Source organism: Desulfotalea psychrophila LSv54, assembly GCF_000025945.1.
Taxonomy (GTDB): Bacteria; Desulfobacterota; Desulfobulbia; order Desulfobulbales; family Desulfocapsaceae; genus Desulfotalea; species Desulfotalea psychrophila.
Genome location: NC_006139.1, coordinates 1 through 22,639, shown reverse-complemented (window position 1 = coordinate 22,639; position 22,639 = coordinate 1). Strand labels below are relative to the sequence as shown.

22 protein-coding genes are annotated in these 22,639 nt (G+C 41.1%); 7 read left to right on the top strand and 15 right to left on the bottom strand.

Annotated elements, in window-relative coordinates:
* Positions 1-4 precede the first annotated feature (4 nt).
* From DP_RS17195 to trbL, 5 genes are read right to left on the bottom strand one after another with little or no spacing between them, the layout of a single operon-like run.
* Positions 5-1,252 carry a TrbI/VirB10 family protein gene (locus DP_RS17195; protein ID WP_011190379.1) on the bottom strand — a complete coding sequence of 416 codons (1,248 nt, stop codon included), beginning with the start codon at positions 1,250-1,252 and terminating at the stop codon, positions 5-7.
* The gene (locus DP_RS15880) at positions 1,253-1,690 is read right to left on the bottom strand and encodes a hypothetical protein (RefSeq protein WP_011190378.1); all 438 of its coding nucleotides are present in this window, start codon (positions 1,688-1,690) and stop codon (positions 1,253-1,255) included.
* Entirely contained in the window at positions 1,691-2,677 is a 987-nt protein-coding gene (gene trbG / locus DP_RS15875) for a P-type conjugative transfer protein TrbG (RefSeq protein ID WP_011190377.1), read from the bottom strand.
* A gap of 9 nt (positions 2,678-2,686) precedes the next feature.
* The gene (locus DP_RS15870; protein ID WP_011190376.1) at positions 2,687-3,352 is read right to left on the bottom strand and encodes a type IV secretion system protein; all 666 of its coding nucleotides are present in this window, start codon (positions 3,350-3,352) and stop codon (positions 2,687-2,689) included.
* Between the two features lie 41 nt (positions 3,353-3,393).
* On the bottom strand, positions 3,394-4,563 hold the full coding sequence (gene trbL, locus DP_RS15865) for a P-type conjugative transfer protein TrbL (RefSeq protein WP_162096676.1): 1,170 nt from the start codon (positions 4,561-4,563) through the stop codon (positions 3,394-3,396).
* Positions 4,564-4,603: 40 nt separating this feature from the next.
* Here trbL and DP_RS18220 point away from each other — a divergent pair, with 40 nt between their 5' ends.
* Complete coding sequence (locus DP_RS18220) at positions 4,604-4,933, top strand: hypothetical protein (protein WP_041279001.1); 330 nt, start codon at positions 4,604-4,606, stop codon at positions 4,931-4,933.
* 18 nt (positions 4,934-4,951) lie between these two features.
* Here the strand turns inward: DP_RS18220 and trbJ are convergent, their stop codons facing one another.
* From trbJ to DP_RS17190, 7 genes are read right to left on the bottom strand one after another with little or no spacing between them, the layout of a single operon-like run.
* Positions 4,952-5,809 (bottom strand): P-type conjugative transfer protein TrbJ, encoded by an 858-nt coding sequence (gene trbJ / locus DP_RS15855; protein WP_162096675.1) that lies wholly within the window; start codon positions 5,807-5,809, stop codon positions 4,952-4,954.
* Positions 5,769-8,483, bottom strand: a complete 2,715-nt coding sequence (gene trbD, locus DP_RS15850; protein ID WP_011190373.1) for a conjugal transfer protein TrbD — start codon at positions 8,481-8,483, stop codon at positions 5,769-5,771. Before trbD ends, trbJ begins: the two co-directional genes overlap by 41 nt.
* Positions 8,484-8,810, bottom strand: a complete 327-nt coding sequence (locus DP_RS15845) for a TrbC/VirB2 family protein (protein WP_011190372.1) — start codon at positions 8,808-8,810, stop codon at positions 8,484-8,486. It abuts the gene before it with no gap.
* A gap of 9 nt (positions 8,811-8,819) precedes the next feature.
* Positions 8,820-9,761 carry a P-type conjugative transfer ATPase TrbB gene (gene trbB, locus DP_RS15840; protein WP_011190371.1) on the bottom strand — a complete coding sequence of 314 codons (942 nt, stop codon included), beginning with the start codon at positions 9,759-9,761 and terminating at the stop codon, positions 8,820-8,822.
* A 7-nt stretch (positions 9,762-9,768) separates the two neighbouring features.
* Positions 9,769-10,149 (bottom strand): hypothetical protein, encoded by a 381-nt coding sequence (locus tag DP_RS15835; RefSeq protein ID WP_011190370.1) that lies wholly within the window; start codon positions 10,147-10,149, stop codon positions 9,769-9,771.
* Entirely contained in the window at positions 10,150-10,860 is a 711-nt protein-coding gene (locus DP_RS15830) for a nucleotide-binding protein (RefSeq protein ID WP_011190369.1), read from the bottom strand. It lies immediately after the preceding gene.
* A 17-nt stretch (positions 10,861-10,877) separates the two neighbouring features.
* Positions 10,878-11,225 (bottom strand): TraK family protein, encoded by a 348-nt coding sequence (locus tag DP_RS17190; RefSeq protein ID WP_011190368.1) that lies wholly within the window; start codon positions 11,223-11,225, stop codon positions 10,878-10,880.
* Between the two features lie 377 nt (positions 11,226-11,602).
* Here DP_RS17190 and DP_RS15820 point away from each other — a divergent pair, with 377 nt between their 5' ends.
* Positions 11,603-11,881 carry a hypothetical protein gene (locus tag DP_RS15820; RefSeq protein WP_041278999.1) on the top strand — a complete coding sequence of 93 codons (279 nt, stop codon included), beginning with the start codon at positions 11,603-11,605 and terminating at the stop codon, positions 11,879-11,881.
* A gap of 10 nt (positions 11,882-11,891) precedes the next feature.
* Positions 11,892-12,125, top strand: a complete 234-nt coding sequence (locus tag DP_RS18120; RefSeq protein ID WP_156792385.1) for a hypothetical protein — start codon at positions 11,892-11,894, stop codon at positions 12,123-12,125.
* 1,388 nt (positions 12,126-13,513) lie between these two features.
* On the opposite strand, the gene DP_RS15805 is transcribed toward DP_RS18120, so the two are convergent.
* Together DP_RS15805 and DP_RS18115 are read right to left on the bottom strand one after the other, a co-directional pair.
* The gene (locus tag DP_RS15805) at positions 13,514-13,894 is read right to left on the bottom strand and encodes a hypothetical protein (protein ID WP_011190365.1); all 381 of its coding nucleotides are present in this window, start codon (positions 13,892-13,894) and stop codon (positions 13,514-13,516) included.
* 500 nt (positions 13,895-14,394) lie between these two features.
* Positions 14,395-14,670, bottom strand: coding sequence for a hypothetical protein (locus tag DP_RS18115; protein WP_156792384.1), 276 nt, complete (start codon positions 14,668-14,670; stop codon positions 14,395-14,397).
* A 480-nt stretch (positions 14,671-15,150) separates the two neighbouring features.
* On the opposite strand from DP_RS18115, the gene ltrA reads away from it, so the two are divergent.
* Positions 15,151-16,470, top strand: a complete 1,320-nt coding sequence (ltrA, locus tag DP_RS15800) for a group II intron reverse transcriptase/maturase (RefSeq protein ID WP_011190364.1) — start codon at positions 15,151-15,153, stop codon at positions 16,468-16,470.
* Between the two features lie 203 nt (positions 16,471-16,673).
* On the opposite strand, the gene DP_RS18700 is transcribed toward ltrA, so the two are convergent.
* Positions 16,674-18,032 (bottom strand): hypothetical protein, encoded by a 1,359-nt coding sequence (locus DP_RS18700; RefSeq protein ID WP_011190363.1) that lies wholly within the window; start codon positions 18,030-18,032, stop codon positions 16,674-16,676.
* 454 nt (positions 18,033-18,486) lie between these two features.
* On the opposite strand from DP_RS18700, the gene DP_RS15785 reads away from it, so the two are divergent.
* Genes DP_RS15785 through trfA form a run of 3 tightly spaced genes read left to right on the top strand, consistent with a single transcriptional unit; the run spans position 18,487 to position 20,620 of the window.
* Positions 18,487-19,128 (top strand): ParA family protein, encoded by a 642-nt coding sequence (locus DP_RS15785; protein ID WP_011190362.1) that lies wholly within the window; start codon positions 18,487-18,489, stop codon positions 19,126-19,128.
* Positions 19,112-19,531, top strand: a complete 420-nt coding sequence (locus tag DP_RS15780; protein WP_156792383.1) for a hypothetical protein — start codon at positions 19,112-19,114, stop codon at positions 19,529-19,531. The genes DP_RS15785 and DP_RS15780 overlap by 17 nt, the downstream gene beginning before the upstream one ends.
* Positions 19,532-19,570: 39 nt before the next feature.
* Positions 19,571-20,620 (top strand): plasmid replication initiator TrfA, encoded by a 1,050-nt coding sequence (trfA, locus tag DP_RS15775; protein WP_162096674.1) that lies wholly within the window; start codon positions 19,571-19,573, stop codon positions 20,618-20,620.
* Positions 20,621-22,639: the final 2,019 nt, after the last annotated feature.

The window sequence follows — 22,639 nt, the reverse complement described above, 5'->3', positions numbered from 1 at the left end:
TTCTCTATCTCCATCCCTCGTAGGGTTCATCGAAAACCATGTCTTTTACAACCATCACATTAAAGCGGTACCCGGGTCGAATCTTGATAGTGGGCGCAATGTTCATATTGCGCTGTAACAATGCCAAACCCGTTTGGCTGAGTTGAGTTGCTACTGCTGTTCCAAGCTCGCTCTGTATAGTGATGCGACGATTACGGTCATCGTTGTTTCCATTATCATTTAGGCTATCAATGGCATATGCCGATCCCCCGGTGATAAGCGACATAACAATGGCATTGCCAAAAATCTTGGCATAATGATTGTCAACTTGATCTTTAAGTCCAGTGTATCCCGCATAGTCAACGCCCTGTAAGCCGTCGAGGGTAACGCTTGAGCCGTCAGGGAAGACGAGTCTTTTCCAAACGACGAAAAGTCGTTCCTGGCCCACCTGGACATCGGAAGCGTAGTTGCCGGAAATCCTGGTTCCCTGGGGGATTATGAGATACTGGCCTGTGGCCGTGTCGTAAATATTTTGCGATACCTGGCCCGTAATTTCGCCGGCAAGTTGCGAGTTGATACCAGTGAGCATTAGGGCGGGGATTACCGTACCTGTTTTTAGCTCAAATTGTGCTCCTGCCTCCCTCGTATACTGAGATGTCCATTGTGATGGTTTTGAGGTTAAACCCGATGAGCTTTTTAGTGGTTGAGCAGGTGTTGCCGAACCATTCTGCACTTTCGCAAGCTGATTTTTTAACTGGTCAAATCTTGCATTAGCACCGCCACCACCCGAGGTCGAGGCCGATGGAGTAGATGGAAGAGTTGAGCTGAAATTTGATTCATTTCCTGTTATTTTTTTCTCGATCAGCGGAGAATTAAGTGCCTTGAGTTGATTGGTAATCTTCCACTCTCTAACTTTTGCCAGTTCTTTTTCATGCTGAATTTCGACCTGTGTTTTTTGTCTCTGGGTTATAACGGTTATCGGTTTTGCTGGTAACAGTGGTGCAGCTGTAGATTTAGCAGCCCTGATTGTTCCCGCTTCGTTTGGTGGGGTAGGTAATGACGCTACCCCGTAATCTGCTTTTGTTTGCTCTTCTGTTGTTTCAATCGTAACTACAGATTGCTCGGCCTCGCGCTCTACTTTTTTGTTTCCGTTGATGGAGTACAGCATAATGAGAAGCATTATGGCTCCAACAGTAGCAGCAAAAAAAAGTGGTTTTTTACTAAGCCAAGTGCCTTGTGGCGTAGGCTTGAGGCCAGTTGGGTTGTCACTCATTTATAGTTGCCCTTCAGTTGATATATAGTCGAGAGTGTACAGGTTAGAACCTGCCTCATGGGCATATTTACGAGTAAACCGCAAGCCTGTTGATGTTTCGATAAATATGTAGCCAACCTCGATTTCTTCTTTATTGGAATTTATTCTATCGATAATGTATTTTACGCTTATGGCCCCTTTTTCTGTTTGACTTATGCCGAAGCCAGCTTTTCTTGCCGAATCTTCCAGCGCTTCGGCAAAATGTTTATTTTTTGACTTAATAAAGTAGAGGGTTGTTCTTGCAGGAACATATGTTTCACTAAGCTGATCAATAATCACATTATAAAAAGGAGAATTGCTGAGGGCAAACGAAGTGTTGCCTTGTTTTGCACAACTAGTTAGTAGCAAAAGAGAAAGGATGAATAATATTTCACAAATTTTGTTTTTAATCAATTCCATTTATTTTTCACCTCGTTTAATTGAAACCTTTTCTTGTTTGCTACCAACTCCTGCAATAAGCACAGCTTTTTTAAATAGCTGGTCAATAATGAATGTATCATTTTTAACTCTGTAATTTACGAGGCCATTTCCTTCTGGGGTCGCAACCATCAAAACAGGCAATTCAACTTGATTTATACTTTTAGGCATTTTTATATAAGTTTTAAGGCCATTGCTATAAACCTGCACAGGTCGCCAAGACGCTTTTCCTTCAATTGAATATTTAAAATCTAATTGTGATATATCAAAACCTTCGGCGGTTTTGTTGCGTTCTACTTTGTCTTCCAGTTTATGTTGAATTGAGGCAAGAATTTTTTTGGTTGGTTTAGCATAAATAAAGCCTGAATATGGAGTGTGCTTTTTTTTATCTGATTTCAGGTTTAAGTGATAAGCTCGCCTGTTAGTTCCAATAATTGCTGATGTCTCAAGACCTGAGTCTATGGCCTTAAAGGTGATGTGTGGGGTTGCATCTGCACCTGTGCCAGCTAGTACTAGCTCCGCGTCCCATCTAGCTGTGTCACCTAATAAAATGTTGTTTACAATTTCCCCTTTTTCAAGCTCAAGATCTGCAATTTTAAAGGGCGTGCAAATGATTGTCGGGATGATTGCGCCGTAGACATAAGAAACCCGACCACCATTTTTCATGATTGGTTTTAATGTTTTCCTGTTCCAGTTTTTGGCTAATCTAAGAGCCTCTTTTTCTTGAGATGTTAGAGTCGCAGAGCGCTGGCTTGTAAATTTGGGTAGGGAACGATTACTTATCGTGTCAGGTGCTTGAATCCTCACTATTCTTATGGGCTTTGTTTCGTCCGTGGTCGAAGCTTGTGCTATTGGAGTTTGTTTTTGTTCTGGTGTAACAGCAAGTGCAGCTGTTACGTGGAAAGTTAAAGCTGTAGCCAGGACACTATAGCACCCTATCTGTCTTAAAAATGATGTGATCTTTTTCATGTTATTTTTTTATTGATTTAGTTTTTTAGTCCAAGAAAGACTTGTCACGAAAACACCAGTGGCGTTTTTTAAAACTTCTCTCTCGGTGGTTGGTGCCTTTAGTTGTATTTGCACGTTGGCTTGGTAAATGGTTGTATATTGAGTAACACCATTATGATTTCTGGTGGTTTCGATCCATTCAATTTGCCAAGAGTTTTTTGAAATAACTAGCGGAACACCTTGTATTTTAATATCGACAAGATTGGTTTCGGCTAGTTTATAAGGGTTGTTCTCGGAATACCATTCTCCCAAAATCCCTGTTGCAGATCCTGCTGATCTGTAATTGGTTTGTTGGACATATTTTTTCTGTAAACCAAGGTCTGCTGAGACTGTTCTCCATTCGGTAATAAAGGAGATAATGCTGCCCTCAATAACCGATCTGGGTAATTTAGTGTATGTATGGGCAACACCTCTTGCATACATGTTTCCAGCCTTATCTACCTCTAGCAGGTATGGTATAAGTTTTGCTTGTGTCGCTTGGTAATAGTTTATAAATAAACTAAAAGACAGGAGGGCAAGTGCTATAAAGCCGCAGGATCGCCAGTTGTTACGACTATTGATAATTGATCCGTTTTCCTCGGCCCATGCTTGACGACCAATTAAGTACGGATTCGACATAGTGCCTTTTTCTGACATTGTTTAACGCTCCCCTTCAATTCTTAATAACTAGTATATTTTTATTTCTTCATCTTATTGATAATCTCAGATGCTTTGCTCTTTACTTCACCAGCATTTCCCTTGAGTACTGATCCTGTTATTGATCCTGCTGTCTTAGCTGCTTGACCAGCACTATTTATGCCTTTTCCTAAAGACGCAGCAGCTTGACCAGCACCAGCCATTTTGGAACCAACAGTGGCCGTAGCAGCCATTTTTCCAGCTGCCATTGCCGCTGTTCCAACGCCCCCGCTCACCATTCCTGCTGCTGCAGCAACTGCCCCAGCTTTTTTGGAACTAGCGCCAGCCATTTTTCCTGTAGCTGCAACACCCGCCACAGTGGCAACAACAGCACCGATTGGGTTGGAACCTATTCCTGCATTTGTTACAAAACTAGCTACAGTCGTGGGGATAGTTTTGAAAATGCCTGTTATGACAACCATGCAGATAATGGCATGGATCATATACTGTATGCCAATATCTCCTGCCGGCACAGCGAGAGGGTTGTGGGCGCTTGCAAAGAATGAGCTTATGAAATTGGCTAAAACTTTAATTGTCAGCAGTTTAAGCCCTACTGACAAAATGTATTTAAGGTAATTCCAGGTAAACTCGCGTGTAAATTTTAATGCACCAAAGCCCAATAGAATAACTGAAATATTTAAAACAAAATACGCTTCAATTAATATGCATACGATTGTTACCGTTATAAATGCAGCACAGATAGCAATAACCAATACGCCAAGTAAAATGAAAGTTGCGTCTATCGGGCTAGTGATATGTAACTTATTCAAAAGCGCCTCTATATATATAAAAATAGCATTAAGAACGACTGTTTCTGGAGATTGTGACGTGGAGCTTGCAAGACTGCCATCATAGGATGCAGTTAAGCCGTAAGATAGGGCGTTGATCCATTCCGCATGGTTTTTTATGATATAGAGAACTAGGCTTGCGACTAATAAGACTTTAACAAATTCAATAACAGTATCTTTAAAATCAGATATCTTTAAAGCCATTCTTAATCCAAGCCATATTACCTCGGCTAGTAAGAGAAGTTGGAATATATCTAGTGCCAAAATCTCCATTCTGTTTCCAACGATCTCTGCATTTGTAGCGAAGATGGAAACTGTTTGCTGAATAAAATTAATTAGGCTGTTGTTGATGTCAGTAGCGTGAACGCACGTTGGTGTTAGCAATATTAAAACTAATAAAAAGGGAAAGGTTTTAAAGAATAATTTGAAATTAATAGCATTGTTCTCTGTTCTTTTACTATGTGTGGTAGGCTGTAAACCAGAAGAAGAGGTAAGTGATCGTGTAGGGGCATATTCTAAAGTTGTAGATACACAATTAGCTCTTTTTAATGAAATTTTCGAAGAGGCGGGGAAGCTTAGGGTGGCTAATGGCAAGCTTTTACTGACCCCTGAGCTGATTGCCAAAGGGCAACGATTAGATAATAACATAATTGATGTATCCAAATCTTATGGTAAATATATTAGCGGTAATGAACGAGCTATGCAAAAAATGCTATCAACAAAACATGATCCGTTATCCAAAGCAGTTCATTAAGAATTGCTTTGGATATCATTACCAGCCATGAGGTAAGTTCAGGGTTTGGGTTGGCTCCCTTGTCTCCCAAAAATTTCTGCTCTGTTGTTCCTGGATGTATTCAATGCCTTGTTGCTTTTGGGCAACCTGTTGTTGTGCTTGTATACTTACTGCTAGTAAGGCCCTTAGATTCCTGGCCTCTTCCAGTTGCATGGCGGCAAGTTGGTTGGATGCATCTAGTGCCTCTTTTTGCCCTTCAGGTGTTGAGATTAAGTCATTGACAGCATCTTCAAAGCCCCCACTCTCGACCAAGTCATTTAGTTGATCACCGCTCATGCTAAATGCTTTGCCTGTAACACTTTGGGCTTCCTTGGCCCATGTGTCATAGTGGTCTTCTGTGTACTTCCTTGTTAATTTAGATGACAAATTAGGGTTAATTGATTTGGCAACACTTTGGTAATCCGGGTATAATTGGGAAAAAATATCCTGGAGAGCCGCAAAGTCAGCGTATCTAACACCAGTACTTTTGATATCATTTGTGAGATATTTAAGTTTTATTGCAAGTTTGGTATTCATATTGTCAGGTAAGCTTTTGGTGTTTTTCAACATATTTTCATAACGTTTAATATCGCCCGAAATTTTATTATAATTTTGGGTGGTATGTGTGGCTAGTTCCTCATACCGTTTTATGCCTTCCATCAAAGATTCTATGTCATTTGCATATTCTAATATTTGGGTAAACATGTTTGAGCAATTAATGCATGTTACAGGGATACCAGCCTTTGCGTCTTGTTTGGCAATGATGGTGGTGATTAAACAAACTATAATTAATAATGAGTATATTTTTTTCATGGTGTTATATATTTCTCTTTTTGAGCCAAGCTTTAGGCCAAACATGACCATGCTCTTTCTCTAATTCTTTTATCTCTTTTATATCTTCTTTGCTAGATGCTCCAGCAAAAGAAAGAGCAACAGGGCCAAGTGATAGGTTTATCAATCTTCTCCCCTCAGGGCTAACAATATAGTATTCCCTTTTGGGCCGAGCCGTTGCTATTATTTCTATTTGTCTAGTGTTTAGTCCTAATCCATAATACATAGCAGCCTCTGTTTCATTGGTTGCGGTGATATTAGGTAAATAAATCTTTGTCTGACAAGATTCGTTTAAAACATCCATAATTCCAGAAGATTTGGCATCTGATAAACTTTGTGTTGCCATAATTACTGCACAATTTGCCTTCCGTAGAACTTTTAGCCATTCCCTTATTTTTTTTCTAAAAACAGGATGACTAAACATTATCCATGCTTCATCTAGTACCAAAATTGATGGTTGCCCTTTAAAAGACTTTTCAATTAAATGAAAGAGATAGAGTAATACGGGAATTAAATTTTCTTCCCCCATATTCATTAATTCTTCCATTTCGAAAACCGTGAAATTGGACATAGAAATATTATCACTTTCAGCGTCCAGGAGTCGGCCCATAGGGCCATTGTTGGTATAATGTACAAGAGCCTCTTTTAGTTCTGGCTCCTGGATATAATGGAAAAGATTGCTCAACGAACGCATGTTTTCAGGGCTGCTACTAATTTGTTGTATAGCGTCGTGTATAGCTATCCTGTGGTTTGGCTTTACTGTAACCCCCTGCATGGTGACGAGCTGTTCTATATACTCACAGGCCCAGGCTTCGCTTGCTGGTGTTGAGACATGTTGTAATGGACAAAAAGCCAGGGTGGAATCATCTGCACCAATATTGTAGTGGGTGCCCTCTGCCGCACTAACCAATGGATACATCGACATCCCTTTGTCAAAAATAAAAATATTGGAATTAGCGTATCGTCGGAATTGAGCGCAAAGAGTTGATAACAAGGTGGATTTGCCGCTACCAGTAGGGCCAAAAATAAGCGTATGACCGAGATCACCAACGTGTAAATTTAGGCGGAACGGTGTTGAACCATTGGTCGCTGCGTATAGCAGGGGGGGCGAATTAACAGGGAAAAATGGACTAGGGTTGTAGGTGTGACCTGTCCAAATTGATGATAATGGCAGTAGATGCGACAAGTTAAGGGTATTGATTAAAACTTGGCGAATGTTTGAATAACTGTTGCCAGGATGGCTTCCGAGCCACGCTTCCAGGCAGTTAATTGTTTCTCGCCTACACCCAAAACCTATTCCCTGTAAAGATCGTCTGATTTCTCTGCAAGCGTCTTCAAGTTGTTCCTGGTTCTCGTTGCTGATGATGATATTTGCAGAATAAAATCCGTGAGAAACAAAACCTGCTTGTTCGTCGTGTAAAGCCTCTTCGGTGTCACTCGCCATGACACTAGCGTCACGGTTGACCTTTGGGTTGGCCTTGTTGAAAATTTTATCCAAAGGATTGATGATCTTTTGCGCCCAGGTTGCACGATATTTGTTGAGTGTTGTTTGAGCGGTATACTGATCCATACAGATGAAACGAGAGTTAAACCGATATGATATAGATAAACTGTCTAACACGTTAAAAATCATAGGATAGCTATCCTGTGGGAAGCCATCGATTCCGATCACAGCAAGGTGGTTCTCACCAATTTTAGGAACTAGGCCACCGACTAAATCTTGACTACCTATAGTCGTATCCAGGTACATCGGAACGGTTGGTAATTTGATAGGTTGTTCAACCCCTGTGACTGAGAACTGTATGTGGCTCAGTAGTTTTGAATAGATGTGTTCTGTGCCTGTTTCGTCTTCTGTCGTGTAATCAAGTAATCGTGTCAAACGGACTGCGGTTGATAGAACATCCTCAATTTCGTTCAAAGCGTTTTGGAAAAAGGAGAGGGCCTTTAAAGATTCCCTGCCCGCTTTGTTGCCTTTTTCTTGGAGTTGTTTTTTATACGCAAAACTTGAGAGTTTTTCAGTTGTTAGGTTTGGTTTGTAGGTAACAAAAATAACGTGCTTAGTCTCATAGTGTATCCCGCTTTCAAAAATTTCTCGTCTCTCCTCCTCGATGGCCTCGGTAACGAGATCGGGGAAGTGGCTTGCTGACCTTGGAGGGTAAAAGTCGGCTTTTATTCTCACTGCGTCAACGTGTATCGTCCAGCCATCACCGAGGGTTTTAACGCCATTATTGAAAAACGCAGTTAGGCTGGCGAGTTCGTTGTTTGTTGAACTCGCAGTATCGATTGATTGATATTCCCATCCAGCTAAAAATGAGCCATCCTTGTTGAGGATAATGCCATCGTCGACGCAAGCGCAGTATTGCAAAAGATTGGCAAACGATTTGTTTTTAACTGTTGTGTGGTCTTTGTATGACATTGCGCGAGCCTTATCTGTTAAGCAAGTTTTTGCAGGGTAAAAATTCTGTTGATTTATATGCTTGCGCCAGATTTTAGACATGATGGGGTCTTTTTTAGCGATAAACCGCAAAAGGACTATCATCGACATCCAAAAAAATATGCCACTGGCAACAGACAGCTTTGTCGGGCCAGAAAAAGCGACCAGAAAAGAAAGCAAAGCTGTAAAAAAAACAAGGTCAGATTCAGCGCCTAGTGTTAAGTCTGCTCGATGGAGACTCTGCCTGATGGGAATATCACATCTCATTTATATAAGCGCCCCTGCTGTAAACTGTCCTGAAAAGACGTTGTCTACGATTGAACCTGCGAAAGCGATAAACGAAATAGCAAAAACAACTCCTAGCAGCATCTTGAAACCACCTTCCAAATCATCTTTTCTGATCCAGTATGTAACACCACATATAGCCATCATAAGGATTGATATTAGTTTTCCAGTGGGGCCCGTGATAGTACCCATAACTTTTTCTATTGGTGATGAAAATTCGACAATTTCTGATGCAAAAGCTGGGCAAGCCATTAAAAGAAGAAGTATGCTAACTGATGTGAATAAAGTGGTTTTGTTTAATGAGAACATTTTTGCCTTTTAGTTATCTTTTATAATGTATTCGAGGTTATAGTTTCCGTCAGCAATATTGGTAACTTTAGCAACCTCTTTGACCTTTCTTCCTTGAGGTGTTTTCTTGATGAAAATAACCAGGTTGATAGCCTCTTTGATGAGTACCTGCATAGGTGATTTTGATACCTCTGCTATTAATTGTTCAATTCTTATCAATCCTCCTTTGCTATCATTTGCATGTACCGTACACAGGCCCCCCGGATGGCCTGTGTTCCATGCCTTAAGTAAATCCAAAGCTTCGCCACCTCTGACTTCTCCAACAATTATTCTGTCTGGCCTAAGACGCATGGTAGCCTTCAGCAGATGTTGCATAGTTGTCGTAGGAGCTGTTCTTAAAATGACTTTATTTTTACATTTGCACTGTAACTCTGCTGTGTCTTCGATGATGATCAACCTGTCATCAGGGCATCTAGTAGATATTTCAGCTAGTACAGCGTTGCATAAAGTTGTTTTGCCTGAACCAGTGCCGCCAACAACTAAAATATTTTGTTTTGAATCCACAGCTTGATGTATGTGATCTCTGGCTTTTTCTGACATTATATTGTTGTCGACATAATCATCTAGGGTGAAGACTTTGAGAGCTTTTTTCCTTATCGTGAAAACAGGGTTTTCAACAACAGGAGGGAACAAACCTTCAAAGCGAGATCCGTCTAGGGGGAGCTCCCCTTCAACTATTGGGCTGTCTTTTGTTACTGTGGTTCCAAGGAGGGAGGCCACCATGCTGATGATTCCCTTAGCTTTTATGGGATCGACCTTGCCCGTACAATATTGGCCTCTGCTGAATGTATCGACCCATAGAGTCGAATCACCATTGAGCATTATCTCCATCACATCGTTATCGTCCAGGGCAGCCATAATGGTTTGGCCCATATTATGGCGTAGGCTATTTAAAATATTGGAATCAAGCATGTAATGGTCATTTCATTATTAATAGAGTCAAAAACAAGCCAAAGGTGAAACTGATAGCAGAGCTTGTAAGAATGTTATTCAAATCATATTTTTTTGTGGCTTCGCTGCTGGCTTCCTTTTTTTTTGAATCTATTTGGATATGCTCTAGCGATTCGCTTATGGTGCTTCTGAGGGCTGTTTTGATAGTCTCAATTTCGCCTTTTAAAAGTTCTTTGTGGTCTTCAATGAAAGCGCCATGAAGAGTTACAAGTGCAAGGATTGGGTCGTCTTCAGACAAGGTTAGGTTGTTTTGCTCTGCAATAATCTTTCGGGCCTTTTCCTTGCTAAGAGCTTTGAACTCGTCTTCTTGTAAGTTCTCGACCTCTGTAGATTCCTTTGCCGTAGCCATCTAGAGTCCCGCTAGCTCAAGCAAGCTGAAAAGTTCTTTGTGAGCTATTTTAATTCTTTGGCGTGCCATTAGGTTAAAAGCATGTTCGCCATTAACCGCCTCAGCAAAAGTTAGTTTTTTTGCAAGCATCATTTCGATATCTGCGCCGTATGTTTCTTTCTTATGCTTTGGTATTTGTATAAGACGTTCAAAACGGCTTTTGTTTGTTTTGAATAAGTCGCTTGATGCAAAATCAATGTTTCCGAAGAATGGGTTCTCCCATACGGTTATTTTGTTATCAAAAGTAGAGAGTAAGGTTTGAAGGCCCTGTAAGGTGTCGCCCTCTGCCTGCCCTCCAGTTACGACAGTGTGCAGGCGTAGTTCATGCCCATATTCTTTTAACAGATCAGGAACATTATTTTCGGCGATATAAGATCCTAGTGGAATAAATGTTGAAGCGCCGTTGTCGATTATAGCTTGGCAGTCTCCTGGTAATTCAACAAGTTTTTCTATTAAAGAGTCAAAACGCCTGGTGTTGATACTATCTCCGTCCATAATATCTACTAACTCCACAGCAAGTCCTTGGTAAGCAGCAAAACTTGCATTCACAGGGTCGGAGTCAAAACAATATGTAGGCGTGTCTTGTTCCTTTAGAAATTGTGCCATAAGGCTTGCAACAAAAGTTTTACCTACCCCACCCTTACCTTGTAAGATCAAATTAATTATAGCCATTAGTTATCGTCTCCCTTTTAGTCGTTTGAATATGCAGTGTTAGAATGTTGCATTGTTGATTTACGTGGTATGCTACATATAATTGGCCCTTCATTTTTTGAGTCGGTGGCAACATCTTTTTTAGTTGTTGTCTTTGTTGCTTTCTTCTTTCGAGAAAAAGGGTTTGGGCTGTCCACATTGCGAATCAAGGTAACAAATGATGTGAAGGACATGCTTATTTGCTTTTGCTCCGTCAGATATTCATGGATAGCTTTTTTGGAATATCCAATTTCAATAAGATTGAAGACCTCTTCTTTGACCGCCATAAGTTCAATGCGACAAGTGCCTCGTGGTTTTAGTTTTGAGTTTTTCACTTTTATGGGCATAGCGTTGGAAGATGTTTTTAGTGCCGAGTAAGGTGATTCTCTTTTGTTGTTAGGTTCCTAACGAGGCTTTCGGGTGAGTTTGCAGGGCACAAAAAACTCACCATTAACGGCGGGCTAATCTACAAGAGGGGATAGCATTCAGCAAGCATAATATAACCTAGTTAAACTAGGTACGTAGCTTATAGTCTGTTGAAAGTAGGTACTATTTGCAGTCGTGTCTGGCATTAAAAAAGCTTCTCTTGGCCCGATTTTTTCGGGGGTTCTTTGTGTTAGCTGACATGGGAAAAATCATAAAATATGTTATAGAAGAAGTCCTAAAATAAGTTATAAAATAAATCATAAAACAATAGACAAAAGAGGTTGCATGTAGTAAATAAATGCAATTAGTTATAAGTAATGGAGGCTTTATTGTGAAGATGTTATTTTGTTATTTATTGGTGGCTTTTAAGGCCCCAATAGACTTTATTCTTAGCCTTGCAATTGGCTTGGCGACGATTGGTTTTTGGGGTTGCGGGATAATTAGTTTTTTTGTGGATGATGGGCAATTGAAGTTCGTTTTTTTTGCTCTGGTTTATTTGTTTGGACTTGTTGTGCTTGGATTGATTAGAGGGCTGTTGGGTGACCTTAGCGTTTCGGTAGGCAGCAATAATATGTAGAAGAGGTTTTGTGGTGAAGAATGTGGTTGATGAAAAAGCAGAGTTAAGTGATTGGGATTGTAAATATTATTCAGCTTGTTTGTACAATATTACAGTGAAAGAGGTTGGCAGGATCATGAAGCATCTAAATACTAATCGAGAGGGCCTGGATCCAAAAATCATAGCGCGCAATTTCTATAATGAGGCGATCTCTGTTTACAAGCGGGATTTGATTAAAAAAAAGAAGTTGCCTAGTGATTTCTGAAGGATACCAGCCAGCTGTTGTCTTGTTATTTCCAATAAGAAAGAGGTGGCGGGGCGTTCGTGCTTGGCACCCCGCTTAACCCTCTTGTTGCTGCTTAATCGGTGCTTGCTGTTAGTTTGGCGCCGGCTCGAAGTGGCCCCTATTTCTGTGAGTTTCCTTGTTAATAATTTCCAAAGCCCACCGGTGATCACATTGGTGGGCTTTGTCCTTTTTTGCCGAAACATTCATGTCTGTTATTGTCTGGGCAAAACCTTGATTAACTCCCCGCTTCCCGCTTGTGCAGTAGATATTTAATATGTCGACTGGCAATGCATCACTGTTCTAATCCAAGTCCTGGAGTAGAACTTTTTGTCATAAATCTGTAGCGGTAACAAATGTGAAAGCTAGAAAAACAAACATAGTTACAAACTAAAAGACAAACATATGTTCAAACATATATTCAAACAAAAAATATGTTTGTGATTATGTTTGCAAATAAAACTCTTAATTTTTTTAAAAAGGCTGGGCACAGTGTTAGGAATGCGGACATGGATGTTCAGCAGACAACATGTGTAGACTGGCATAAGAATGGAATACCCCATCATTAGATCATGTTGTTCTTTGTTTGGCTGTTGAAGGGGCCCTGGTAGACCAGATGATTATGATATTGATGGTGCGCTCGTGGATCCAACTTGACATTAGAACCTTGTGCTTTGGCGAATGTAGTTGCTCAGGCCAGTGGCACGGCCGTGATGCCCTCTAGTGGCAAGATAGACAACAGCCCTGTGTGACAGGGTCAAGATCATCATAATGGAGGCACCAGGTCACTGGGACTCCATCCCACCACCTCACCCCAAAATTCTCGCAAAGGGGAATTTTGCTCTAAATCAGTCAGAGACTGAAGATGACTGAACATATGAGTAAGGTTTGTTGACTGGCAGTCAAGAGGTCAGCGGTTCGATCCCGCTTACCTCCACCACCATTGCAAAGGCACTTATGGGATTTTCCTGTAAGTGCCTTTTTTTGTTTCCGGTCAATGTCCGGTCGTGTTTGAGAATAAAGGTTTTATCTGGATCTTCTCACCCTCTCTGCAAATCTTCCTCGCACGCCAAACAAACGATAGGGGTTCTGCGCCCTAAGCCAGCCTAAGTTTCGCCTTCCTACTCTCTACACCCTACTGCTTTACTATGTGAGTACTTACTGACAGGAGTGTTGCACTTATTACTTGAATCCAGCGTTAGATAACCTTTTTATATATTTGATTTCATAACGCCAGTCTGGTGGCGCGAAAAACTGCTGCACATAAGCACGATCGGCACCCCTCAACGAATGAATATCTACGTCTTTCCAAGCAGGACTATCCAGCCATGGCGGTTGTTTAATGAATTTTCCGCGATTTTTATTGTATTTCACACCTCGTATTTCATAATTGACTCCCTTGACACCCTTGTTTTTTGTTGCCGGATGTCTTTCTGTGCTGTTTCCCAAGTTATAGCTCGTATTGATTTATAGTAAATATCTTCATCAAATTTACCGTTTACAACAAAATGGTTTTTCGGTGGATAGTTTGGTTTGATTGCTCTTTTGAAAAGACCGCATACAACAGATTTAAACTCCAAATCTTCGTAACAAATATCGTGGTAAGACTCATAATCCACAATATCTATCCAATGGCCAGCAGACTTTTTCAATTCCTTTTTTACAAAGAGAACCGCTAGAGCCTCATCACTTGAAGCATATTCTATATATTTTCTAAATAATTCTTTGGAAATATTTGGTAAGCTTTTCATTTTAAATTATATTATTTATTTCGTTACCTAACAAGTAGGTTGCGGAAACCTCCACCCATAGCCTCTCGCAAGACAGTACGCATCCCACACCCCATCAAGCATCCCCAATATTCTTTGTTGCAAAACCAGTATGCTCCTAAAATAAAAGAATTTCAAGTGATCCATAATCAGCCAAAATCACAATCCAAACTATCAGAACAAGAGACCAAAAAACTTCACCGTTCAAGTGCCCCTAGCCGAAAAGTCTCATTATAGGTGATAAAAGAAACTGGCAAGAGATCTCTAGAACACTGTTTTATAATTGAAAGTGGCCTACAGGAGTGGAGAATGTGGCAAACGAGGGAGGGTATTACGGGAAAAATAGATTCATCCTGGGAAAAGTGCAATTTTGCAAGTTACGGCATCGACTTAAAACAAATTTACGCAACAATTCCAAATACCCGACAGTCAAGAGGTCAGCGGTTTGATCCCGCTTACCTCCACCACCATTGCAAAGGGTCTTAGAGAATTTTTTCTCTAAGACCCTTTTTTTGTTTGCCCGGCATGGCGGGCAAACCCAGCCTGCGATAAGCAGGCGTCACCCCGACCAAGGGGAAGACAATCCGAATCGCAAGGGCGTTGCTGGTAACGGCAGGGTCTGAAGGAAGCGATAGGAAGTGAGTGGTACATAGCGAAAGCGAACCTGATTCGGCGATGCGGGAGGGTAAACGTCCGAAATAGCGTGAAGCCCAATACTTGGTCAATCCCGTATCGTGCTTGAGGATGCGATTGCTCACAGGGAGTTCGCCTTAACCGGGGAAGTCTTATAGAATTCCTATATTTTTAAAGGATAGCCGAAGGCAAGGGGTGACCTGAGCAGAAGTGAAGTTCTGTGAGATGGCAGATGATCCCGTAGTAGTTATTAAGTCCAGGCCTGTGAAAGCTAGTAACAGTGTGGAGGGTAAAACCAGGACGATCTGGCCTTTGGTGGTCAGGGACTGTTATGTGCCAAAAGCCATATCAGTTGCGAAGGGGTGAAGTTTATTTAAAGAGACCTTGAAAACCTGCAAGACTTTTAGGCAGAGCACAAGTTGTTCGATAGAACAGGGCACTTTCTCGGTGGTTGACTGTGACAGGTAGTCTGCTGATTTTGGCCGCTCATCGGAGTAACGTGAATGTGGGATCGTACATTGCCGAAGGGCTAGAAGGCGAGACTGCTCACGTGAAGAATCGGTGTCTAAAAGGAACTGTAGGAGATAGAGGCCGCAAGGCAGAAAATGGCAAAGATTTGGTATAGTTTATATGGGAGGCTGTTGAGCCGAAGTGCATTGCGCTCAGCATTTTTTAAGGTAAAGTCTGCGAATGGAGCTGCCGGTATAGACGGTCAGTCCGTCAAAGATTTTGCTGAATCCCTTGATGTCAATCTTGATCGGCTTCTGACGGAATTGCGCGAGAAGAGCTACCAGCCTCAACCTGTTCGTAGGGTGGAAATTCCCAAAGAAAATGGTGGAATAAGGTTGCTCGGAATTCCTGCAGTCCGTGACCGTGTAGTACAGCAGGCTCTGCTGGATATTCTACAGCCGATATTTGATCCCGACTTTCATCCATCAAGCTACGGCTATCGTCCGGGGCGAAGTTGCCATCAGGCGATTACTAAAGCGACGATGTTTATACGGAAGTATGATAGGAAGTGGGTTGTGGATATGGATCTGTCGAAATGTTTTGACACCTTGGATCACGATTTGATTTTGTCTTCTCTATCGAGGCGAATCAAGGATGGGTCAATATTAGGGTTGCTCAAGAAAATCTTGAAAAGTGGAGTAATGACAGACGAAGGATGGCAGGCAAGCGAAGTCGGTAGTCCGCAGGGCGGTGTGATTAGTCCGCTAATTGCCAATATCTATCTTGATCAGTTTGATCAGTTTATGAAAAAACGAGGTCATAGGATAGTGCGCTATGCCGATGATATCCTGATTTTGTGCAGTTCGAAAAGCGCAGCCAAAAACGCACTTTTACAGGCAAGCTGTTTCCTTGAGAAAGGGTTGTTACTCACTGTAAACCGCGAAAAGACTCATATTTGCCATAGTTGGAGTGGAGTGGCTTTCCTTGGTGTATCAATACACTCTAAGTACACTCGCATCCAAAAGGGGAAAATTGGGTCGTTCAAGGAGAAGGTGAAGGCTTTGACTCGGCGAAATAGTGGAAAGAATTTGGAAGCAGTCATTGATGACTTGAATCCTATTCTACGCGGTTTTGCTTTCTATTTTAGGATAGCGAATTGTAAAAACGTGTTAAAGGCTGTGTCTAGTTGGTTACGGAGACGTCTCCGTGCAATCCAGCTAAAGCTCTGGAAGAAGGCCGGTAAGTTACACCGACGATTACGCCAACTAGGGTATAAGGGAGAGTTCAAATTTATTAAGATGAACTCATGGGCGAATTCTGCTTGTCCTCTTGCCCATTATGCACTGCCGAACTGTTATTTACACAAAGAGCTTTGGCTGTTTGATGTATCAGCTGTGAAAACCGGAATTCTTGTTCCAGATAGGGATATAAGTAAACAGGAGCCGTATACGAGGCCCGTACGTACGGTTCTGTGAGAGGGATGAGGTGAGCATTGTATGTGCTCACCTCACCCTACTTGATGTTTGATGTCCAATCGTGGACGTTATCGGGTCGTTAGTAAAATTATCGCTCGATAAAAGTACCGATGACATGTAGCTCGGTGCTTTTTGAAAATCCGATTGTCTTAGGACTAAGTCCTTCCACATTTTGGCATCACTACCCAGCCTAGAGCATAACTTTATTTCGGAAGGGTTCCCGCTGCTGCGCGAGATTCATACGAATCCTCTGTTCGGCATCTATTAATGATAACAGTTTCAGCGATCGGCGCACCCATTGTCCAGTACACCCAGCCGCTTTCCTCGTAATACGTAATCGGTCGCTCGTAAAAATATCCTTGGTAACCGTTCTTGCGAAGGTGTTTAACCACCAGTTCAAAAAGCCGGCTGTCGACTCTGTCACGTACCAAATACTCATGTGGCCACTGCGGCATTGTCTTAGCAAATGTCCAGTCCTTACACTCAATAAAAGATTTGATTTCCTCAGAAAATATCATTTTGCTCAACAAATTACTGTATCGGGGTGGTTCTTGTGTGGTGAACTGATAGGCTACGTTAACGATGCGTCTTATTTGTGACACCAACGATTCAACCATCACCTCACGCTCCGCGTTGTAGGGCACTTCTAGTGGATACCAAATATCCTTGCCACTACGCACGATCTCCGACACAAGCGGTGAGTGCTCTAGCTGCTGGGTGATCACCTGAAAGTGGCCAGTATTCCTATGAAAACGCAGCCAAAGCGGCGTGTGGTGGTTTTGAAATGGATCGCGCGTCCCCACACTATAACACGATTCAACACCAAGGATGTTCCTGCAAATGTATCTGCGATAGTAAGGTGCCACAGCATTTTCTAACCCTAACGGGAGGAGCGAGCCACCCGGCAATGTAAATCGCCGGGTAGTGATATCTACAAGTTTTGCCCACCATGCCTCCTGCTCTCGCCACAACAAAACCTGTTCATCGGTGGTCAAGGGTTCCATGTCGTCACCGTTGAGGGCACGATATAGTGCGTGTAACTGCGCAAGGTCTTCTTGGAAACTCTGACCAACGACGGTGCCCAAGTTTTGGAGTAGGTCCTCCCAAGTAATGACAGTAAGGCTTACGTTTTTAACTTGCCAAGGCCCCTCACCTTTGAGTGCGAACTCGCATACAGCGTGGTTAGTAGCCTCTTCATGCCGGTTACGAGGGACAAGAAGAATCAAGTTGCCTGGGCAATTGAGCCCGCACAGCTCTTTCATATAGGATGTTAGCTGTCTTTCGCCAAATGCGGCGCCAATTTTACCCTCAATTTTAACAACGGGTACACCGTCCGCGCGACAGCCTTCGACATCTGGACGGGCGCCATCGCTCTGGCAATGTTCAGTACGCCAAGTCAGTGTTTCTGGAATTGTTGAACCTACAGCCGCGCCAAGAAACGAAGTAAAAATACATTGCGCCTCCATGTTCATAAGGAGGTACGTTAGACTTTGGGTGCATAGTAGCTCGCCTTGCTTTGAGAATGATGCGAATTGGGCAAGATAACCCATAAGTTTGCGCATATAACACCTGATTAGATAATGTTTTGAAATTTAGTCAGGCTAACGTGGACATAACTGGCTGAGCTTCAGCGAGTCCGTGTAGCGTAGCGAAACGGGTTGAACGCCTGATTATATGAGTTTTCTTTGAGCCCAATCATATTTTCTACGTCTTTGCATAACCATGTAAACCTCCTGTCCCTCGTATTATAACGAGTTAATATGGACTTCACAATATCAGGGGAGGATCAGTCTAGCTTTTGCCGGCGTAATAGGCGGGAGCATTATGTCCCTTTCCCAGAGTAGCTCTGACCTAGAAACAAACAACAAAATTGTTTTTCTCTAAAACAAAATAACAAACATAAATACAAACATAAAATATGTTTTAAACATTGTTTTTTTTTTAACAGAGGATATAGTGATTATGTTGGATTTATGACGGAACTCTAAAACACTATGGAAATAAGGGTGAGGTTGGATGAAAAAAATAATTGTATTTGTTAGCCAGAAGGGTGGTGTTGGCAAGTCAACTTTTGCTAGAGCTGTTGCGGTCGTGTTCAAGAAGGCGGGCTACTCTGTTAAGGTCGCAGATATGGATACTCAGCAAACAACATGTGTAGATTGGCATAAGAGGCGAAAGAGCAACGCAGTAGAACCATTGCTGGATCATATTGTTTCTTGTCGAACAGTTGAAGAGGCTTTAGCTGACCAAGAAGATTATGATATTGTTATTCTTGATGGTGCGCCCCGTGGATCCAGGTTGACATTAGAAATTTGTGCTTTGGCTGATCTAGTTGTCCAGGCCAGTGGCGCTGGTCGTGATGATCTTGACCCTGCGGTGCTTCTTTTCCACGAGTTAGCAGCAAAGGGTATAGATAAATCCAAAATGTATCTTGCTTTGTGTCGTGTAGGTACAAAGGCAGAGGAGGCTGGCGCATCGGATTATATTCAACGAGGTGGCTATAATACAGTGGCAGGGGCATTATTTGAAAAAGCCTGTTACCGGCAAGCTCAGAATGAAGGCAAGACTATATTGGAAACATCATTCAAAACAGCTAATCAGAGTGGTGCAGTTGTGATACAAAACTTGATGAATATTTTCTTTGACACAACTAAATAAATTTAGAGAGGTAAAAATGGTCGCAAAGGGAAAAAAGCAAACTGAAGTTGATGAAGGTGTTATAATTCCTGAGAAATCAAGAATTAAAGGTTTGGGAGGGGATCCCCCAGGTATTACGTCTGTAAAGGGGAATTTAGAAGAGTCCGATGATCCAAATAAGAAGGTGTCGCCAAAGAAGAATACTCCCAAGTTGGGCAGATGGGACGTTAAAGCCCGTAGTTTTTATATATTTAGTGGCACTGTTGAGGACATTAAAGATATTCAAAAATATCTTAATGATAACAGAGAGGGTTTGGATCCAAAACTGACTGAAAAAGTGCTGTTCGAGGATATGAAAAATGCTTACCTGAAGGAGCTTGTTAGGGCTAAGCGTGTTCCAAAAGATTTCGGTGAGAGAAGTTAAAGTTTTTTCCCTACCATGAAAAAATCTAGGAGCGGAAAAATGGCTGAAAATGCTGAGGAGAAAAAGAGTCATTATTTGAATGTCGTCTTGAGAGATCTTGGGGCAAAACTCTCTAAGCGGGATTATGATTCTTGGTGTAAAGAACTGACTATTGAGTGTAGTACTGAAAATGATTTGTGTGGTGTAACACTAATATTTTTAGAAAAAGCTCAAGCTCAATATTTTGAAGAGCAGTTTGGGGAAATTGTAAGAAAAGCTTTACCCTCAGAAGACGTACATCATATTAAGTATGAGCTGACCAAACAGCCTGTTCAGTTGTTTTTGCCTAATTATGGAGAAAGCTATCGGCATGTTCCTAATGAATTTACCAGGTCTGCGTTGTTTGCAGTTGGAGCAAAAAAAATTCCTCGAAGACTGTTCAAAAATGAAGTAATCCCTGTAATTGGTGATAATGTTTCTATTACTTATACGGGTGAAGAATTGCGTCAGGATGATGAAGATGTGTGGTTGCAACTTATTTTTCTTTGTATACTATCTGACAAAGCAATTGATGACAGCCCCACAATAGAATTTACGCCTCGATATTTTTGCAAAATTGTTGGTTGGCCTGTCAGTGGCTATTACTACACAAAACTTGAAAAAGTCATAGAGCGATTAAAGGTAACAGGTTTAAAGGTTTCCGCTAGAAATGGAGGAGATAAAGTCTCAAACTTATCTCTGATCAGAAAGTACTATATAAGAAAAGGGGCAGAAGAAGATTCTGTGAGGCTCAAAACTTGGCAGGTATGGCTTGAGCCTGAGATTGTACGGCTGTTCGCTCGAAACAGCTATACAACGCTAGAATGGGATATGCGAATGAGTTTTAAGAGTGCTTTGTCAAAATGGCTGCACGGTTATTATAAGAGCCACCAAAAACCCTTTCCTGTCAAAATTGAAACACTGATGAAAGGTTGTGGGTCTAAGATGACTTGTATAAGAAATTTCAAAAAAGAGTTGCTGAAATCTTTAGAAGAATTAAAGAAAGCTGGCTTTTTAGCAAAGTGGGAAGTTAACCCTAAAACAGATATTGTCACAGTTACTCGGACTTAATGGATAAATATGTATGTAAGATAACCACCGCTTTAGATAATTCATTAATATCAAATACCTACTTAATACTCGCAAATGAATTTTCAGATGTTAACCCTTAACTGCCTGGGCTTACATAATTATGTCTTGTCCCACGTAAAATAAACCAGCCCACGCAACATCACTACCGTCCCGTGTAAGATAACCACCGCTTTGGATAACCCATTAATATCAGACACCTATCTGATACTCGTAATAGATGGTTAGACATCATCCCTTAACTGCCTGTGCTAGCGTGATTATGCCTTGTTTCATGCAAGATAACCACCAGCCCACGCAACACCACTATTGTCCCGTGTAAGATAACCACCGCTTTGAATAACCCATTAATATCAAATACCTATTTGACACTCGTAATAGATGGTTAGACATCATCCCTTAACTGCCTGTGGTATCGTGATTATGCCTCGTTCCACATAAGATAACACCAGCCCACGCAACACCACTACCGTTCCGTGTAAGATAACCACCGCTTTGGATAACCCATTAATATCAAATACCTATTTGACACTCGTAATAGATGGTTAGACATCAGCCCTTAACTGCCTGTCATAGCGTGATTATGCCTCGTTCCACATAAGATAACACCAGCCCACGCAACACCACTACCGTTCCGTGTAAGATAACCACCGCTTTGGATAACCCATTAATATCAAACACCTATTTAATACTCGTAATAGATGATTAGATATCATCCCTTAACTGCCTGTAATAGCGTGATTAAGCCTCGTTCCACATAAGATACCAGCCCACACAACATCACTACCGCCCCGTGTAAGATAACCACCGCTTTGAATTACCCACACAGAAAATGGCATTTCTTAAAAAAAGAAGTTTGCATAACAAACAAAAAAGAAGTTTGCATAACAAACAAAAAAGAAGTTTGCATAACAAACAAAAAAGAAGTTTGCATAACAAACAAAAAAGAAGTTTGCATAACAAACAAAAAAAATTCAAAAAATAAGTAAAAATTAGACCTAACCATGTAAGATAACCACCGCTTTTATTAACATGCCGATATAATTACCAAAAACAATATTTATTTACTGTAAAATCAGCCAAATTAGCCTGTTTTGCAGTAATAACCACCGGCCATGTAAGATAACCACCGGCCCATGTAAGATAACCACCGCTTTGCTTAACTAGTTGACATTAAATAGTTTTTATAGGATAAAATTCAGCTTTTTTTTATAAAAAGTGGAAAAAAAAGAGGAGATTTCATGTAAGATAACCACCGGAAGAAAAAGCACGTTTTTCTAAATACTTGTGCTAGCGCAAATATACGCTAGTGCATGTAAGATAACCACCGCTTCGTGTAAGATAACCACCGCTTCGTGTAAGATAACCACCGCTTCGTGTAAGATAACCACCGGAAACGTGTAAGATAACCACCGGAAACGTGTAAGATAACCACCGGAAAAAAAAAAAATTATGTCTTAACTATTTAATATTAATGCGTATCCAAGACGCCTGTTTTTTTGCTAACCTTCTTTTAACCATTTTTTAACCTAATAAAACTGGAAAGGAATGGATAGAAATAAGGAATTTTATCTATCGACAACCTTACCTTATACATTTCTCACCGTTCGGTGATTACTTGAATATTTTTCTTACTTCTCTTTTATTAATCAACCATCAATAACACTTCGCATATTCTTTTCTTTTTCTTAATTGTCGTCTTTGACGATAAAAAAATAAAGCCAAAAAAAATTATTACATAAAAAATAGTTCAACTAACAAACTTTCTAAAAACCAACACACTTATAAAAAAACTCACACACTTATAAAAAAACTCACACATACCCTACAAATTAACAATCTAAAAAACATCAACCCCTTCGCCTTGCTCGAAACCAAACCGACAAACAACTTAAACACCCACAAAAACAACTCAACCAACATACTATCTGAAAAAAATAACTTCTTTCAAAATCCTTATTTGTCTTCTCTAAAAAACAAAACCAACAAATATCATAAAAA